Origin of the sequence: Kribbella sp. NPDC026611, from assembly GCF_040638345.1 — a bacterium.
In the GTDB taxonomy this organism is placed as follows: domain Bacteria; phylum Actinomycetota; class Actinomycetes; order Propionibacteriales; family Kribbellaceae; genus Kribbella.
The window spans coordinates 70,494-85,442 of record NZ_JBEZYC010000007.1 but is presented as its reverse complement, the minus strand read 5'-3'; the positions used below and the strand labels follow the sequence as shown (position 1 = coordinate 85,442).

The following is a 14,949-nucleotide window of genomic DNA, read 5'->3' as shown; positions in this document are numbered from 1 at the left end:
GCACACTATACAAACTATAGACATACCTTAGACAACATGCCTAATCTCTAGACGAAACTTAGACAACTAGGAGGCTGCGTCGATGACTGAGTCCGTGGCCGTGATCGGTGCCGGAGTATCCGGGCTGACGGCCGCCTACCTACTCCACCGCCGGTACGACGTGACCCTGTACGAGGCCGAACCACGGCTCGGCGGCCACGCACACACCCACGACCTCACCGACCCCGATGGCCGGCCGCTCGCGATCGACACCGGCTTCATCGTCCACAACGAGCGCACCTATCCCCTGCTGCGCCGGCTGTTCACCGAGCTCGGCGTCCGGACCAAGCCGACCGAGATGAGCATGAGCATCAGCGACCCGGCCAGCGGCCTGGAGTTCGCCGGCGGCCGCGGAGCGCTCGGCATCTTCGCGCAGCGCCGTCGCCTGGTCGACGCCGGCTTCCTGACCCTGCTGGCCGAGGTACGCCGGTTCCACCGCCGCGCGGCCGGGTATGTCGCCGGCACGGACGACGAGGACCTCACGTCGCTCGGCGACTTCCTCACGGCCGAGCGCTTCAGCCCGAGCTTCACCCGGCTGTACGCCGTACCGCTCGTGTCCTGCGTGTGGTCGTGCGGAGGCGATTCGGCGCTGGCGTACCCCGCCCGCTACCTGTTCCGGTTCCTCGACCACCACGGACTGCTGGCGATCGGCGGCTCGCCGCAGTGGTTGACCGTGACCGGCGGCTCCCGGAAGTACGTCGACGCGGTCGCCGACCGGCTCGGCCCGATCCACGCGGGGCTCCCGGTGCAGACGATCCAGCGACACCCCGACGGCGTCGACATAACCGTTGCTGATGGCAACATATCGACCTTTGACCGGATGGTGCTCGCGACCCACGCCGACCAGGCGCTCGAGCTGCTCGCGGATGCGACCCCGGACGAGAAGTCGGTGCTGTCGAGGTTCGAGTACAGCCGCAACCCGACCGTCCTGCACACCGACGTCTCGTTGCTCCCGACAACGAAGCACGCGCGCGCTGCGTGGAACTACCGGGTCCGGACCGGCCACCCGCTGACGACGTACTGGATGAACCGGCTGCAGGGCCTGGAGACCGAAGAGAACTACTTAGTCACGCTGAACGGCGCCGATGCGATCGACCCGGACAAGGTGATTGCACGGATGGACTACCGCCACCCGCTCTACACGGGAGCGTCGGTCGCCGCGCAGCGCAGGCTGCCCGCACTCAACAGCGAGCGGACCGCGTTCGCCGGCGCGTACCACGGCTGGGGCTTCCATGAGGACGGCTGCCGGGCGGGAGTCGCGGCCGCTGCATCGTTCGGAGTGTCTTGGTGACCCTCCCGACCCTTCCGGCCATCGTCACGGGATCGGTGCGGCACGGCAGGGCGATTCCGATCCGGAATGCTTTCCAGTACCGCGTCTACCAGTGGTTGGTCGACCTTGACGACCTGCCGCGGGGTTTCGACCCTCGTGACCACCTCAGCGGGAACGGTCCGACCATCAAGGCTGACCTCCTCCGCTACCTGGCCACGCAGGGGATCCACTGGGACGGACAGGTCGTGATGCTGGCCAACGCCCGCGTGCTGGGCCACGTGTTCGACCCGCTGACGGTGTTCTGGTGCGTCGGCTCGCCGTACGTCGTTGCGGAGGTACACAACACGTACGGCGAGCGGCACGCGTACCTGCTCGCGCCGGACGCCGGCGGCTCCGCCGAGACCGTCAAGGAGTTCTACGTCTCGCCGTTCAACGACGTGTCCGGCGAGTACCACCTGCGCTTCGAGCTCGCGCCGGACCGGGTCCGCGTCCAGGTGACGCTGCACCGGGACGGCCGGGCGAGGTTCGGAGCCAGTTTCGAGGGGGTACCGCGACCAGCCACGCGCTGGGCGGTCCTGGCCACCAGGCTGCGGATGCCACTGATGCCACAGCGGGTGTCGGCGCTGATCCGGATGCACGGGATCTGGCTCTGGGCCCGCCGGCTCCCGGTGGCCAAGCGCCCGATCCACGAAGGAATCCGATGAGAGCACGTATCGCCCGGTTGATCGTCGACCGGATGCTTGACCAGCTGCCGGTTCGCGCGGTCTACCCGGACGGCACGGTCCGCGGCGGTGGTACACCGGACGCACCGGTACTGCGGATCGTGCGCCCGGACGCCATGTTCGAACGGCTCGCCCGCAACCCCAAGATCGGCCTCGGCGAGGCCTACATGGCCGGCGACTGGACCACCGGCGACGACACGGACCTGGGCGAGCTCCTCACGCCCTTCGCGGCCCAGGTCGCGCAGCTCGTACCGCGCTGGCTGGTCCGCTTCCGTCGCGTGGTAGACCAACGGGTTCCGTACCGACAGCGCAACACGCCGCAGGGCGCCCGCGACAACATCAGCGCGCACTACGACCTCAGCAACGCCCTGTTCGCCGCCTTCCTCGACCCTGGCATGACGTACAGCTCTGCCCTCTTCGAGAGCGACAGCGAGGACCTGGAGACGGCCCAGACCCGGAAGGTCGAGCGCATCCTCGACCTGGCGCGCGTACGTCCAGGCATCCGGCTGCTGGAGATCGGTTCCGGCTGGGGCACGCTGGCCATCGCTGCTGCGCGGCGTGGAGCGCAGGTCACCAGCATCAGCTTGTCGGCCGAGCAGATCGCCCTGGCCCACGAACGCGTCGCCGACGCCGGGCTGACCGACCTGGTCGACCTGCGGCTGCAGGACTACCGGTCCATCACCGGCACGTACGACGCGATCGTCAGCGTGGAGATGATCGAGGCGGTCGGCGCGGAGTACTGGCCGACGTACTTCGCCACGCTCGAGGCCCACCTCGCGCCGGGCGGATCGGTGGCACTGCAAGCGATCCTGATGGACCACGAACGGATGCTGGCGACCCGCAACTCCTACAGCTGGATCCAGAAGTACATCTTCCCCGGCGGCATCATCCCGTCCCGGACCGCGATCGACGAGACGCTGGCGGAGTACACCTCGCTGGTCGTCGACGCGGACCACCGCTTCGGCCAGGACTACGCCGAGACGCTGCGCCGGTGGCGACGCCAGTTCGACGCCAACTGGCCGGTGATCCGCCGACAGGGCTTCGACGAGACGTTCCGGCGGGCTTGGGAGTTCTACCTGGCCTACAGCGAGGCCGGCTTCGCCGCCGGCTACCTCGACGTCGGCCAGCTGCACCTCACTCGCCGCTTGGGAACGCGTGCCGCCGCCCACCGAGCACAGCAACCGCGGCTACGGCCAGCAGGATCAGCGACGCCCACGTGATCGACGCGGTACCGAGGGCCGCGATCAGCAGGCCACCAACCAGTCCGCCCAGCGCGATGGAACCCGAGTAGACCGTGATGGCCCCGAAGGCGAACAGGACCCACCCGGTCTGCGCCCCGAGCCCGGCCGACGGACGTGTCAGCTGTCCGGTAGCGAGACCACGGACAAGACGATGCGGTCCTTGCCCGGAGCCTCCGTCAGGTACGGCGTGATCAGCGCGTTCATCGCCTCGCGGAAAGCCTGCATGTCGCCGGCGTCGAGGTACAGGGCCAGCTGGCTGTAGCCGAGCTGGTCGATCCGGTCGTAGAACCCCTCCCCCGTCACGAACCGCTCGAAATCAGCCGTCAGCCGGCTGAACAGCATCAGGAACGCCTGCCGGTGCTGCTCCGGCGTCATCGCGCGGGCTTCCTGCTCGTCGATGCGCCCGGCGGTCGTCTGGTCCAGCGACAGCGTGCGCTCGGTCGTCCCGCGGACCTTCCGCTCGCGGACGACGGTGACGTAGCCCGCGTCGATCAGGACGGCGACGTGCCGGTAGAGCGTCGTGGTCGGGACGTCCGGCAGGTCGCGCTTCAGCTCGGTGGTGGTCAGCTCGCGGCCGAGCAGCCGCTGCGTGATCCGCCAGCGGACCGGGTGCAGCAGGACATCCGCGACCGGTGTCGACGACTGCGCCATCCGCAGCACTCCCCTCAGGGTTATTTCAGGGTCCCATTGATCCCATAGTTGGTAATAATATCTCAGGTGGAAGCAGTTGACCTCCCAACGCCCCGAGGAGAAGGTGTCGTGTCGTTTTCCCGCCGTACCCTGCTGAAATCCGCTGCCGCCGCCGTACCGCTGGCCGCCGCACCCTCCCTGTCCACTCTCCCCGCGCCGGCCACCACGGTCCGCGAACCGGCCTCGATCGGCCGGCTGGCCGAAAAGATCCAGGCCGCGATGGCGAAGTACGCCGTCCCCGGCGTCGGGCTCGGCGTCTGGTACCGCGGCCGTGAGTACGTCCGTGGGTTCGGCGTCACCAGCGTCGACACCGGTGAGACGGTGTCCGCGGACACCGTGTTCCGGATCGGCTCCACCAGCAAGACCTTCACCGGTACCGCGCTGATGCGGCTGGTCGAGCACGGCCGGATCGACCTGGACCGGCCGGCCCGCGCGTATCTGCCGGACTTCCGGACGGCCGACAAGTCGGTCTCCGACCGGGTCACGGTCCGCCAGCTGCTCAAGCACTCGGCCGGTTGGCAGGGCGACTACTTCCTGGACACCGGCGACGGCGACGATGCGCTGGCGCGGTACGTCGCCGGCATGACGGCCATCCCACAGCTCACGCCGCTCGGGCAGGTGTTCTCGTACAACAACGCCGCACTGGGCGTCGCTGGGCGGATCATCGAGGTGGTGACGGGCAAGCCGTACGAGGTGGCTACCCGCGAGCTCGTGGTCGATCCGCTCGGGCTGGACCACAGCAGGTTCTTCCGGAGCGAGCTGGGCGGCTTCAGTGTCGCGGCGTCGCACAACATCGTCGATGGCAAGCCCGTGGTCGAGCCGTCGTTCGACCGGGTGCCGCGTGGGCTGAACTCGGTCGGTGGGCTGATCTCCAGTGCCCGCGACCAGCTCCGATACGCGCGGTACCACCTGGGGCACCGTGGCTTCCCGCAGGTGCTGAGCGACCGTGGGCGGCTGTCCATGCAGGCTCACCCTGGTCCCGGTGGCACGCTGTTCGTCGAGCTGGACGGTGTGGGGATCACCTGGATGCTCCGGCCGACGCTAGAGGGTCCGAAGGTCGTGCAGCACGGTGGTGACTGGAGCGGGCAGCACTCCGGGTTCCTGTTCGTGCCGAAGCGGGACTTCGCGATCACGTTGCTCACCAACTCGGAGAGCGGTCCGCTGTTGGTCGCGGAGCTGTTCGCCGACGACTGGGCGTTGAAGGAGTTCGCCGGGCTGCACAACCTGCCCGCCGTACCGCGTCCGCTGCCGGCGCGAAAGCTGGCGGAGTACGAGGGCACCTACATCGCGCAGCAGATCGGCTTTGACGGCAAGCCGGAGAGCTTGGGCCTCGACGTCGCTGCGCAGAACGGCGAGCTGGTAGCGAGCGTGCAGGGACAGGTCGCGTTCCGCTTCCCCTTCTACCGCAGGGACTACGTGCTCGCGCTAGAGCCCGACGGGACCAACAGCCACGTCCGCGCCAGCTTCGTCCGCGGCGCCACCGGACAGGTCAACTGGCTCCGGTACGGCGGCCGCCTGTTCCGCCACCACCCGCTCGGCACCACCAAGCCGGGCCTACGCGCCGCCAACCTGCGTCACCGGGTGCTTTAGTCTGCGCTGACCATCCACAGGTGCCCGTCGGGGTCGGTGAAGGTAGCCAGGTAAGCCCAGGGCTGCTGGGTCGGTGCCGTGACCTCCTTGGCCCCGGCGGCGGCCGCCCTGGCAGCCTGCGCGTCGACAGCCTCCACGCTGTCGACGCGCAGGCTCAGGATGCACTCACTCTGCCCCTGCGCGGCAGCGGGCTGCTCCCCCAGCACCCAACCAAACCCGCCGGTGGGGATCAGCATCAGGTTGATGCCGTCAGCAAGGGCAAACTGCAGCGGCTCGGGCAGTCCGTCCGCCTCGAGCTCGTCACCAACAGGCCGAAGCCCGAGGGCCTCCTGGTAGAAGTCGTACGACCGTCGCCGGTCTTCGATGGGCAAGCAGAGAATGAATGGGTTGCTCATACCCCACCAACGAACGGGTCAGGGGCGGACAGACACTTCGTGGAGTCTTCTCTCGAGGTAGCGGCGTTCGGCGTCCGTGGTGGCCTGGGCCAGGGCCTCGCGGTAGGAGGCTGCTGCTTCGGCGGGCCGGTTCAGTCGGCGGAGGAAGTCGGCTCGGGTGGCGGCCAGGAGGTGGTAGCCGGCTAGTGGGCCTTCGGAGAGATGGTCGAGGAGGCGGAGGCCCACGGCCGGGCCATCGGACATCCCCAGCGCTACGGCTCGGTTGAGCGCTACTACGGGAGTCTGCGGGAGCTGGGCGTAGAGCGCAGCGATCTGGGGCCAGTCGGTGTCGGCCGCAGTCCGTGCTGTGGCGTGGCAGGCGGCGATGGCGGCCTGCACCTGATATGGGCCGGGGGCGCCGCGGCGGAGAGCAGCCTGCAGGAGCTCGTCGCCCTCGGCGATCTGCTGGCAGTCCCAGCGGGTGCGGTCCTGGTCCTCCAGCGTGACGAGGACACCGTCGGGGGTCAGACGGGTGTCGCGGCGGGCGTCATGCAGGAGCATCAGCGCGAGCAGTCCGGCGGGCTCTGGTTCGTCCGGCATGAGCTGGACGAGCAGTCGGGCCAGGCGGATCGCCTCGCCGCTCAGGTTGCTCCGGGCAACATCGGAGTACCCCTCGTTGAAGAGGAGGTAGAGCACGGCCAGTACTGCGGGTGTCCGCTCGGGCAGCAGGTGCGCGGGCGGGACGCGGTACGGGATGCCCGCGTGCTGGATCTTCTGCTTCGCCCGGGTCAGCCGCTTCGACATGGTCGTCTCCGGTACCAGGAACGCGCGTGCGATCTCCGCAGTACTTAGTCCGGCCAACGTCCGCAGCGTCAGCGCCACCCGCGCCTCCATGGCCAATGCGGGATGGCAACAGGTGAACATCAACCGCAGCCGGTCGTCCTCTACGTCATACGCCGGCGGGGACTCATGAGACACGGCTGCCACCTCCTGGAGCTTCTGCGCGCCGACCGCCTCCCGGCGCAGCCAGTCGATCGCCCGGTTCCGTGCAGTGGTGGTCAGCCAGGCACCGGGCCGGTCCGGTACGCCGTCCTGCGGCCAGCGCTGCAGCGCCGCGGCGAACGCCTCCTGTGCGCTCTCCTCCGCCAGCTCCCAGTCGCCGGTCAGCCGGATCAGAGTGGCGACCACCTGGCCCCACTCCTGCCGGTAGATCTCGTCGAACGTCACGGCACCTGCAGCACCGGACGGATCTCGATGGTCCCGTAGCCGGCCGCAGGGTGCTTGGCGGCGATCTCGATCGCCTCGTCCAGGTCGGCGCACTCAATCAGCACGAAACCGCCCATCTGCTCCTTCGTCTCCGCGAACGGCCCGTCGGTGAGCAGCAGCTCGTTGTCGCGCACCCGGACCGTCGTGGCCTCGCTCGCCGGCCGCAGGCCCTGGCCGCCGAGCACTACCCCGCGCTCCTCCATCTCCTCCGTCCAGCCACCGCAGCCGTCGTTCGCGTGCGACTCGTCGCCGCAGATCATCAGCAAGTACTTCACCAGCCACATCCTCTCTGTCGGCCCACCGACTCACCCCACCGACGAACGGTGCAGCCGGAAACAGACAGTTCCAACCCTGGCTGCTGCGGCATGCCCAGGTCTAGCGTCGTCGGTAAGTGGCGCACCAATGGGAGGGGATCGCAATGACCGGGCGGATCGTGCACTTCGAGGTGCCGTACGACGACGGTGAGCGAGCGCGGGCGTTCTACCGCGACGCGTTCGGGTGGAACGTGATGGAGATGCCCGAGCTGAACTACACGATGGCGTCGACCGGACCCGTGGACGAGCAGTCCATGCCGTCCGAGCCAGGCTTCATCAACGGCGGCATGTTCCAGCGCAGTGGCGAGCTGACCGGGCCGATGCTGACCATCGACGTACCGGACATCGACGCCGCCTGGAAGACCATCGAGAGCCACGGCGGCGAGCGGGTCGGCGAGAAGGTACCGGTCGGCGACATGGGCTTCGCGGCGTACTTCAAAGACCCGGAGGGCAACATTCTCGGCCTCTGGCAATCAGCCTGACGCCCGGACGTCACCGGAGCCTCCTAGACTGCATGATGTGTTGGCTCCGGTGGCGTCCTCAGGAGGACTGAATGCCTGACCGTATCCAGACCATTGCCTACCCGGCCCCCGGGTCGAGGCCCTCGCGGCGCGACCTGGAACCGCTCGCACCGCACGTGATCGTGCTGTTCGGTGCGACCGGTGACCTGGCCAAGCGCAAGCTGCTGCCCGGGCTGGCGTACCTGCAGCAGTCCCGGTTCACGCCGGACGTCCGGATCATCGGGACGGCCACCGAGGAGCTCAGCACCGACGAGTTCCGCGCCCGCGTCCGCGAGGCGGTGGAGACGTTCGGCATGCACAAGCTCAGCGAGGAGCAGTGGGGGCAGTTCGCGCACAGCCTCGACTACGTACCGGTCACGCAGGGCCCCGAGGCGCTGGCGACCGCGGTCAAGGCCGCCGAGGAGGCGCTCGGCCCGGACGTCCGCCGGCTGCACTACCTGTCGGTCCCGCCGAAGGCCGCGCAGTCGGTGATCGCGATGCTGCGCGACGCGGACCTGGTCGACCGGGCCCGCGTGGTGATGGAGAAGCCGTTCGGCGACAACCTGGCCAGCGCGATCAAGCTGAACGACTTCGTGCACGAGACCTTCGACGAGTCGCAGGTCTTCCGGATCGACCACTTCCTCGGCAAGGAAGCGGCGCTGAACATCCTCGCGTTCCGGTTCGCGAACGGGCTGTTCGAGCCGATCTGGAACCGGAACTTCATCGACAACATCCAGATCGACATCCCGGAGTCGCTCGGGCTGGACCAGCGCGCCACCTTCTACGAGCCGACCGGCGCGTTCAAGGACATGGTCGTCACGCACCTGATGCAGGTGATGTCGTTCGTCGCGATGGAGCCGCCGACGGCCCTGGAGCCGCGGGCGATCTCGGAGGAGAAGAACAAGGTCTTCCGGTCGATGCTGCCGATCAACCCGGCCGACGTGGTCCGCGGGCAGTACGCCGGGTACCGCGCCGAGGAGGGGGTCGCGCCGGACTCCGAGACCGAGACGTTCATCGCGCTCAAGGTCGAGATCGACAACTGGCGCTGGGCCGGCGTGCCGTTCTACCTGCGCACCGGCAAGAAGATGGCCGAGGGCCAGCGGATCATCTCGATCGCCTTCAAGGAGGCGCCGAAGACGATGTTCCCGGCCGGTTCCGGGGTCGGCTCCGAAGGCCCGGACCACCTGACCTTCGACCTGGCCGACTCGTCCCGGGTGTCGCTGTCGTTCTACGGCAAGCGGCCGGGGCCCGGGATGCGGCTGGAGAAGATCTCGATGCAGTTCTCCACCCAGGAGACGCAGAGCGCGGGCGACGTGCTCGAAGCGTACGAGCGGCTGATCCTGGACGCGATGCGCGGCGACCACACGCTGTTCACCACGGCCGAGGGCATCGAGTCGCTCTGGGACCGCTCGGCACCGCTGCTCGACGACCCGCCGCCGGTCAAGCCGTACCAGCCCGGCACTTGGGGCCCGAACGCGATCCACCAGCTGATCGCCCCGCGCGCCTGGCGGCTGCCGTTCGAACGCGAGTGGCGCGAGGCCAAGAAGTAGCTCTGACATAAGCTGCGCCGCATGCGGGAGATCTTGGTGGTCGGCATCGGTGCGGGTGATCCGGACCAGGTCACGGTGCAGGCGGTAAAGGCGCTGAACCGGGTCGACGTGTTCTTCGTCCTGGACAAGGGCGAGGTCAAGCAGGAGCTGGTCGACCTGCGCACCGAGATCCTGCAGCGGCACGCGACGGAGAAGGCGTACCGGGTCGTCGTCGGCCAGGACCCGGAGCGGGACCGCTCGACCACGGCGTACGTCGAAGCCGTCGACGACTGGCGGCGCCGCCGGGCGGACGTGATCGCCGGTCTGATCGCCGCGGAGCTGGGCGAGGACGAGGTCGGGGCGTTCCTGGTGTGGGGCGATCCTTCGCTGTACGACAGCACGCTGGCGGTCCTGGACGACATCCTCGCGCGCGGCTCGCTGGCCTTCGACGTCGAGGTGATCCCGGGCATCAGCAGCGTGTCCACGCTCGCGGCACGGCACCGCGTGCCGCTCAACCAGGTCGGGCGTCCGATCCAGATCACCACCGGTCGCCGCCTGGCCAAGGAGTGGCCGGCCGACGTCGACGACGTGGTGGTGATGCTCGACGCGCACACGTCGTTCACCGCGCACCTCGACCAGGACGCCTACATCTACTGGGGTGCATACCTGGGCACGCCGGACGAGCTGCTGATCGCCGGTCCGCTGGCCGAGGTGGCGGACGAGATCGAGCGCGTTCGGGCCGAGGCCCGGGAGCGCAAGGGCTGGATCATGGACACCTACCTGCTGCGGCGGAGTTAGACCAAAGGTGTAGGTGGCTTGGCCGTCCGACCGAAGCCGGGGGCGCCTGCTTGCCGCGACGCTCACGGCATGAAGAAGACACTGTTGGTGATGGCCCTGGCCTCTGCCGGGGTGCTGGTGGGTGCGGTGAGCAGCCCCAGCGAAGCCGCACAGCCCTCCGTAGTGCGGACCGATGCCGGCCGGGTGGCGAGCAAGACCGTCGGCGATGCACTGGTGTACGACGGCATTCCGTACGCCGCTCCGCCGGTCGGGAAGCTGCGGTGGAAGGCGCCGCAGCCGGTGCAGCCGTGGAGCGGAGTACGCGCGTCAGCGTTGGGCAACCCGTGTCCGCAGGAGGCGAACTCCGAAGTACCGAAGGGCGCTTCGGACGAGGACTGCCTGTACGTCAACGTGACGACGCCGGCCGCGCGGTCGGCGAAGCCGCGGGCCGTGGTGGTGTGGATCCCGGGCGGCGGGTTCTTCCAGGGCGCCGGTAACAGCTACGAGGCGTCCAAGTTCGCCGCGCGTGGCGACGTGGTGGTAGTGACGGTGAACTACCGGCTCGGGATCTACGGGTTCTTCGGGTACCCGGGCCTGCCGGGGTCCGGCACCTTCGGGCTGCAGGACCAGCAGGCCGCGCTTCGCTGGGTCCAGCGCAACGCGCGGGCCTTCGGTGGCGACCCGCACAACGTGACGGTCGCGGGTGAGTCGGCCGGTGGGATGAGCGTGTGCGCCCAGCTCACCTCGCCGACCTCTACCGGGCTCTTCAGCAAGGCGATCATGCAGAGCGGCTCCTGTGCCTTCGACTGGCTCGACAACAGCCAGTACCCGACGCAGACCGCAGACTCCCCCTGGGTCCCGGTCAGCAGGGTCCAGGACAACGGCAAGGACTGGGTGTCGACCAACAAGGCCAAGCTGGGCTGCAAGACGGGTCAGCCGCTGCTGGACTGCGCTCGGCAGGCGAGCTCCGAAGCACTGCTCGCGGACACGATGCGGTTCACGCAGATCGGGTACGGCGGGAGCGCCGCAGTACCGCTCGACCCGGCGAAGGCTATGCACGCCGGCCTGTTCCACCGGGTGCCGATCGTGTCGGGCAACAACCACGACGAGGGTGACACCTGGCTGGCCGCGTTCGGTGACATCACCGACTACCCGAAGCTCGTGACCGACATGGTCGGTCCCAAGCAGGCTGCCAAGGTACTGCGGCACTACCCGCAGAGCCGGTACGAGTCGGCGGCAGCGGCGTGGAGTGCGGTGACCACCGACCGGATCTGGTCGTGCAACCAGGTAGCAACCGACCAGGACGCGGCTGGTCGGGTGCCGACGTACACGTACGAGTTTGCCGACAAGCACTCGCCGCTGGCCGGACCTGGGGTGGGTGCGGGGCACGCGACGGAGCTGCCGTATCTGTTCCGTCCGGGTGGGTACGACTTCCCGATGTCGGAGACGCAGCAGGTCTTGTCGAATCAGATGATCGACTACTGGACGTCCTTCGCCCGCACCGGCGACCCGAATGGAGCAGGTCGTCCGCACTGGTCCCCCACCGGAGTGCGGACGACCACTGGGCTGTCACTCGCGCCGACCGACCAGACCGGCATCCACCCGGTCGCACTGAGCACCGAGCACCAGTGCGCGTTCTGGAACGGTCTCAGCTGACTCGTTTCCTGCGCCGGCGGGACACTCTGCCGACGAGCGGCGCCAGGAGGAGCAGGAGCAACGCGTAGAAGTGCACTCCGGGCACGAACGCCGCCAGCACGAACGCAACAAGGGTCAACCCGGTCAGCAGGCAGTCACTGCGGAACTCTGCCTTGCTGACCGGGTTCTCCGGGTTCTCGAGCGTGGGGTGGCCCTTGACCAGCCAGGTGAGAGCGGTCTGGCAGATGCTGAGGACCAGGATCGTGCCGGTGTACAGGCCGGCCGTGAACCGGCCGGCGTCGTAGGCACCGACGATCTCGGTCGGGAACGGCAGCACCACAACCGCCAGCAGCCACAGGCTGTTCAGGCGCAGGATCGTCGGCGTGTAGGCCCGGACGTGCTCGAACAGCCGGTGGTGGCCGAACCAGAAGCTGGAGATCACCACGAAGCTCAGCAGGAACGAGAAGATCTCGGGCTTGTGCTGGGTGATCACCTCCGGCGCGGTGAGCTCCCCTTGCGCTTCGGGGACCAGCTCGACCAGGGGCAGGATCAGCAGCGTCACCGCGATCGCGACGACCGCGTCCGTGAACAGGACCAGCCGGTCGGGGTCTCTCGTCGTACTACTCACGGCGGACACAGTAGCGGATGATCTGTCGCGGGATGATCTGCCAGCAGATAATCCCGAGCTATCCTCAACGTATGGCCAGCCATCCACCCCGCACCGCGCCACCGCGGACGGTTCCCGACCTCACCGGGTACTTCACGCACGCCGGGCATGTGCTCGAGACCCAACTGTCCGCCGCGCTCGCGGAGATCGGGCTGACCATCCGCATGCAGTGCGTGCTGCGGCACGCGCTCGACGAGGAGCGCACCCAGATCCAGATCGCCGAGCTCGCGTACCTGGACAAGACCACGATGGTCGTCACCGTCGACGCTTTGGAGAAGGCCGGGTACGCCGAGCGCAAGCCGTCGGCCACCGACCGGCGCGCGCGCATCATCGCGGTCACCGACGCCGGCGCCCGGATCGCCGCCGAAGGTCAGAAGATCGTCGACCGGGTCCACCGCGACGCGCTCGAGTCTCTCGCCGCACCGCAGCGCTCGCCGTTCGTGAACGCATTGATCACCCTCGTCGACAACAACGGGCCGCTCGCACACGCAGTGCCCGCGCAACCGATCCGCAGAACCCGCCAGCGCGCATAGCTATTCGCCGCGGCCTCCGTCGATCAGTTCCCGGAGTACGTCGAGGTGGCCGAGGTGCCGGGCTGATTCCTGCAGGACGTCGAGCAGGAGACGCTCGATGCGGATCGGGCCGCGGTAGCCGTCGATGAAGCCGGTCCAGTTGACGTCGCGGAGGGTCTGCTGTGAGAGCTCCCACTCGGCGTCGTACGCGGCAACGACCGACGCGATCGTCTCGTCCGGGGCGACCCGGAACTCGTAGTCATGGTCATCGGACCGCCACAGCGACGGCAGATCCCGGCCGCCGATCGTGCGCTGGATGTGCTGTCGCTGGACCGCGGTGAGGTGCTTGATCAGGCCGAGCGGGTTCATCGCCGGGGACGTGGTGAGGGGTGTCCGGCGAGCCTGCTGCTCATCCAGGCCGTCCAGCTTGTTCACCGCGGTCGTGTGGATGAACTCGAAGTACCCGATCACCGACTGCGCCAGCGTCAGGTCGTCGTCCGGCCACGGACGGTCTCTCAGGGCCATGGACGGCAGCCTCTCATCCCGCGCCGACAGCGATTGGTAGTAGCGGGAATGCGACGGGGTGCTTGGCGGTGAGGGCACTGTCGCGAAACCGCCAGTCTGGACGGTGGTGAGCCGGTTGCCTGGTCGGTATGACTCTTCTGGCGCAACGGAACACCTCGGCCGTCCGCTGGTTCGCAGTGGTGGCCGTGACACTCGGGATCTTCGCGATCGTCACCACCGAGATCCTGCCGATCGGTCTGCTCACGCCGATCGGGACGGACTTCGGGCTGAGCTCCGGCCGGACCGGCTGGCTGATGACCATGCCCGGACTGGTCGCAGCCGTCGCTGCACCGGTGGTGACTGTTGCTACGGCTCGTCTGGATCGTCGGCTGATGCTGTGCGTGCTCATGGTGCTGCTGGCGGCGGCAGGGTTCATGGCGGCGGCCGCTCCGGTCTATTGGCTTGAGTTGTTCGCCCGCTTCCTGGTCGGGCTGACCATTGGCGGGTTCTGGTCGATCGGTGCGGGCCTGGCGAATCGGCTGGTACCTGAACGGTGGGCTACGCGTGCCACCGCGGTGATCTTCGCGGCGGTACCGCTCGGCACGGTGCTTGGCGTGCCTGCAGGGACGTTCGTAGGCGAGCTTGCTGGCTGGCGTATGTCGTTCGTCGGTCTCGGGGTGCTGTCCCTGCTGGTGCTGGGTGCGCTCGCGGCGACGGTGCCTGCGCTACCGCCGCTACAGGTGACGAGTGCCGCCGTACTGCGGGACGCGTTGCGGCGGAGCCGTACTCCGGTCGTCGTGACATCGCTCGTCGTCACCGCGCACTTCATGAGCTACACGTACGTGACGCCGTTCCTGCGGGACGTCATCCGGCCGGAGCTGATCGGGGTGTACCTGCTCGTCTACGGCTTCGCTGGGCTGGTGGGCAACCTGGTCGCTGGTACCGCGGCGGCGCGGAACCTGCGGGTCACCTTCGCGACCTGCGCTGGGCTGATCGCTGCTGCGACGCTGCTGATGCCAGTGGTCGGGCGGACCGGTGCGGGAGCGCTGATGCTGCTAGTGGTGTGGGGACTCGGGTACGGCGGGGTGCCTGTCTGTTCGATGGGCATGTTCGCGGCTGCGGCACCACAGTCGCGGGAGGCGGCGACTGTGTGGTTCACGTCGTCTTTCCAGGCTGTGCTGTCGGTCGGGGCGTTGCTGGGCGGCCTGGTGGTTGACGGTGCGTCGGTGTCTGTGGCGATGCTCTGCGGTGGGGCATGTGCGGTGCTGGCGGCCGGCGTACTGCTGTGGTCCAGAACACAGCAGGTTTCGGGCACGTAG

At 68.4% G+C, this 14,949-nt stretch carries 16 protein-coding genes; 10 read left to right on the top strand and 6 right to left on the bottom strand.

All coding sequences use genetic code 11. The features are described from left to right. The first annotated feature begins 82 nt into the window (after positions 1-82). Genes AB0E69_RS27290 through AB0E69_RS27280 form a run of 3 tightly spaced genes read left to right on the top strand, consistent with a single transcriptional unit; the run spans position 83 to position 3,251 of the window. On the top strand, positions 83-1,330 hold the full coding sequence (locus AB0E69_RS27290; RefSeq protein ID WP_360151918.1) for an FAD-dependent oxidoreductase: 1,248 nt from the start codon (positions 83-85) through the stop codon (positions 1,328-1,330). Beyond that, positions 1,327-2,013, top strand: a complete 687-nt coding sequence (locus tag AB0E69_RS27285; RefSeq protein ID WP_360151915.1) for a DUF1365 domain-containing protein — start codon at positions 1,327-1,329, stop codon at positions 2,011-2,013. Before AB0E69_RS27290 ends, AB0E69_RS27285 begins: the two co-directional genes overlap by 4 nt. After that, positions 2,010-3,251 carry a cyclopropane-fatty-acyl-phospholipid synthase family protein gene (locus AB0E69_RS27280; RefSeq protein WP_360151912.1) on the top strand — a complete coding sequence of 414 codons (1,242 nt, stop codon included), beginning with the start codon at positions 2,010-2,012 and terminating at the stop codon, positions 3,249-3,251. Before AB0E69_RS27285 ends, AB0E69_RS27280 begins: the two co-directional genes overlap by 4 nt. A 138-nt stretch (positions 3,252-3,389) precedes the next feature. Here the strand turns inward: AB0E69_RS27280 and AB0E69_RS27275 are convergent, their stop codons facing one another. Then, a complete protein-coding gene (locus tag AB0E69_RS27275) occupies positions 3,390-3,923 on the bottom strand; it encodes a helix-turn-helix domain-containing protein (RefSeq protein WP_360151909.1) in 534 nt (177 codons plus the stop codon). A 108-nt stretch (positions 3,924-4,031) separates the two neighbouring features. Between AB0E69_RS27275 and AB0E69_RS27270 the strand changes: the two genes are divergently transcribed. Then, entirely contained in the window at positions 4,032-5,552 is a 1,521-nt protein-coding gene (locus AB0E69_RS27270; protein ID WP_360151906.1) for a serine hydrolase domain-containing protein, read from the top strand. Here the strand turns inward: AB0E69_RS27270 and AB0E69_RS27265 are convergent. From AB0E69_RS27265 to AB0E69_RS27255, 3 genes are read right to left on the bottom strand one after another with little or no spacing between them, the layout of a single operon-like run. Beyond that, positions 5,549-5,923, bottom strand: a complete 375-nt coding sequence (locus AB0E69_RS27265; RefSeq protein ID WP_360151903.1) for a VOC family protein — start codon at positions 5,921-5,923, stop codon at positions 5,549-5,551. The two genes, AB0E69_RS27270 and AB0E69_RS27265, sit on opposite strands and share 4 nt — an antisense overlap. A gap of 42 nt (positions 5,924-5,965) precedes the next feature. Then, a complete protein-coding gene (locus AB0E69_RS27260) occupies positions 5,966-7,153 on the bottom strand; it encodes an RNA polymerase sigma factor (protein ID WP_360151900.1) in 1,188 nt (395 codons plus the stop codon). Next, the gene (locus tag AB0E69_RS27255; protein ID WP_360151897.1) at positions 7,150-7,467 is read right to left on the bottom strand and encodes a YciI family protein; all 318 of its coding nucleotides are present in this window, start codon (positions 7,465-7,467) and stop codon (positions 7,150-7,152) included. The genes AB0E69_RS27260 and AB0E69_RS27255 overlap by 4 nt, the downstream gene beginning before the upstream one ends. Before the next feature lie 143 nt (positions 7,468-7,610). On the opposite strand from AB0E69_RS27255, the gene AB0E69_RS27250 reads away from it, so the two are divergent. From AB0E69_RS27250 to AB0E69_RS27235, 4 genes are all read left to right on the top strand, one after another. Then, entirely contained in the window at positions 7,611-7,988 is a 378-nt protein-coding gene (locus tag AB0E69_RS27250; RefSeq protein WP_360151894.1) for a VOC family protein, read from the top strand. 71 nt (positions 7,989-8,059) lie between these two features. Then, positions 8,060-9,556 carry a glucose-6-phosphate dehydrogenase gene (zwf, locus tag AB0E69_RS27245; protein ID WP_360151891.1) on the top strand — a complete coding sequence of 499 codons (1,497 nt, stop codon included), beginning with the start codon at positions 8,060-8,062 and terminating at the stop codon, positions 9,554-9,556. A 21-nt stretch (positions 9,557-9,577) separates the two neighbouring features. After that, complete coding sequence (gene cobF, locus AB0E69_RS27240; protein WP_360151888.1) at positions 9,578-10,333, top strand: precorrin-6A synthase (deacetylating); 756 nt, start codon at positions 9,578-9,580, stop codon at positions 10,331-10,333. A gap of 69 nt (positions 10,334-10,402) precedes the next feature. Further along, positions 10,403-11,968, top strand: a complete 1,566-nt coding sequence (locus AB0E69_RS27235; protein WP_360151885.1) for a carboxylesterase family protein — start codon at positions 10,403-10,405, stop codon at positions 11,966-11,968. On the opposite strand, the gene AB0E69_RS27230 is transcribed toward AB0E69_RS27235, so the two are convergent. Beyond that, complete coding sequence (locus AB0E69_RS27230) at positions 11,961-12,575, bottom strand: TMEM175 family protein (protein WP_360151882.1); 615 nt, start codon at positions 12,573-12,575, stop codon at positions 11,961-11,963. The genes AB0E69_RS27235 and AB0E69_RS27230 overlap by 8 nt on opposite strands. A gap of 71 nt (positions 12,576-12,646) precedes the next feature. On the opposite strand from AB0E69_RS27230, the gene AB0E69_RS27225 reads away from it, so the two are divergent. After that, a complete protein-coding gene (locus tag AB0E69_RS27225; RefSeq protein WP_360151879.1) occupies positions 12,647-13,147 on the top strand; it encodes a MarR family winged helix-turn-helix transcriptional regulator in 501 nt (166 codons plus the stop codon). Here the strand turns inward: AB0E69_RS27225 and AB0E69_RS27220 are convergent, their stop codons facing one another. Continuing rightward, a complete protein-coding gene (locus AB0E69_RS27220; RefSeq protein WP_360151876.1) occupies positions 13,148-13,651 on the bottom strand; it encodes a DUF664 domain-containing protein in 504 nt (167 codons plus the stop codon). A gap of 128 nt (positions 13,652-13,779) precedes the next feature. On the opposite strand from AB0E69_RS27220, the gene AB0E69_RS27215 reads away from it, so the two are divergent. Continuing rightward, complete coding sequence (locus AB0E69_RS27215; RefSeq protein ID WP_360151873.1) at positions 13,780-14,949, top strand: MFS transporter; 1,170 nt, start codon at positions 13,780-13,782, stop codon at positions 14,947-14,949.

What these genes read in the sequence shown, in the direction of transcription:
- AB0E69_RS27290 (WP_360151918.1), top strand. Translation starts at nt 83, where the DNA reads ATGACTGAGTCCGTGGCCGTGATCGGTGCCGGAGTATCCGGGCTGACG.
- AB0E69_RS27280 (WP_360151912.1), top strand. Translation starts at nt 2,010, where the DNA reads ATGAGAGCACGTATCGCCCGGTTGATCGTCGACCGGATGCTTGACCAG.
- AB0E69_RS27275 (WP_360151909.1), bottom strand. Translation starts at nt 3,923, where the DNA reads ATGGCGCAGTCGTCGACACCGGTCGCGGATGTCCTGCTGCACCCGGTC.
- AB0E69_RS27250 (WP_360151894.1), top strand. Translation starts at nt 7,611, where the DNA reads ATGACCGGGCGGATCGTGCACTTCGAGGTGCCGTACGACGACGGTGAG.
- zwf (WP_360151891.1), top strand. Translation starts at nt 8,060, where the DNA reads ATGCCTGACCGTATCCAGACCATTGCCTACCCGGCCCCCGGGTCGAGG.
- cobF (WP_360151888.1), top strand. Translation starts at nt 9,578, where the DNA reads ATGCGGGAGATCTTGGTGGTCGGCATCGGTGCGGGTGATCCGGACCAG.
- AB0E69_RS27235 (WP_360151885.1), top strand. Translation starts at nt 10,403, where the DNA reads ATGAAGAAGACACTGTTGGTGATGGCCCTGGCCTCTGCCGGGGTGCTG.
- AB0E69_RS27225 (WP_360151879.1), top strand. Translation starts at nt 12,647, where the DNA reads ATGGCCAGCCATCCACCCCGCACCGCGCCACCGCGGACGGTTCCCGAC.
- AB0E69_RS27220 (WP_360151876.1), bottom strand. Translation starts at nt 13,651, where the DNA reads ATGGCCCTGAGAGACCGTCCGTGGCCGGACGACGACCTGACGCTGGCG.
- AB0E69_RS27215 (WP_360151873.1), top strand. Translation starts at nt 13,780, where the DNA reads ATGACTCTTCTGGCGCAACGGAACACCTCGGCCGTCCGCTGGTTCGCA.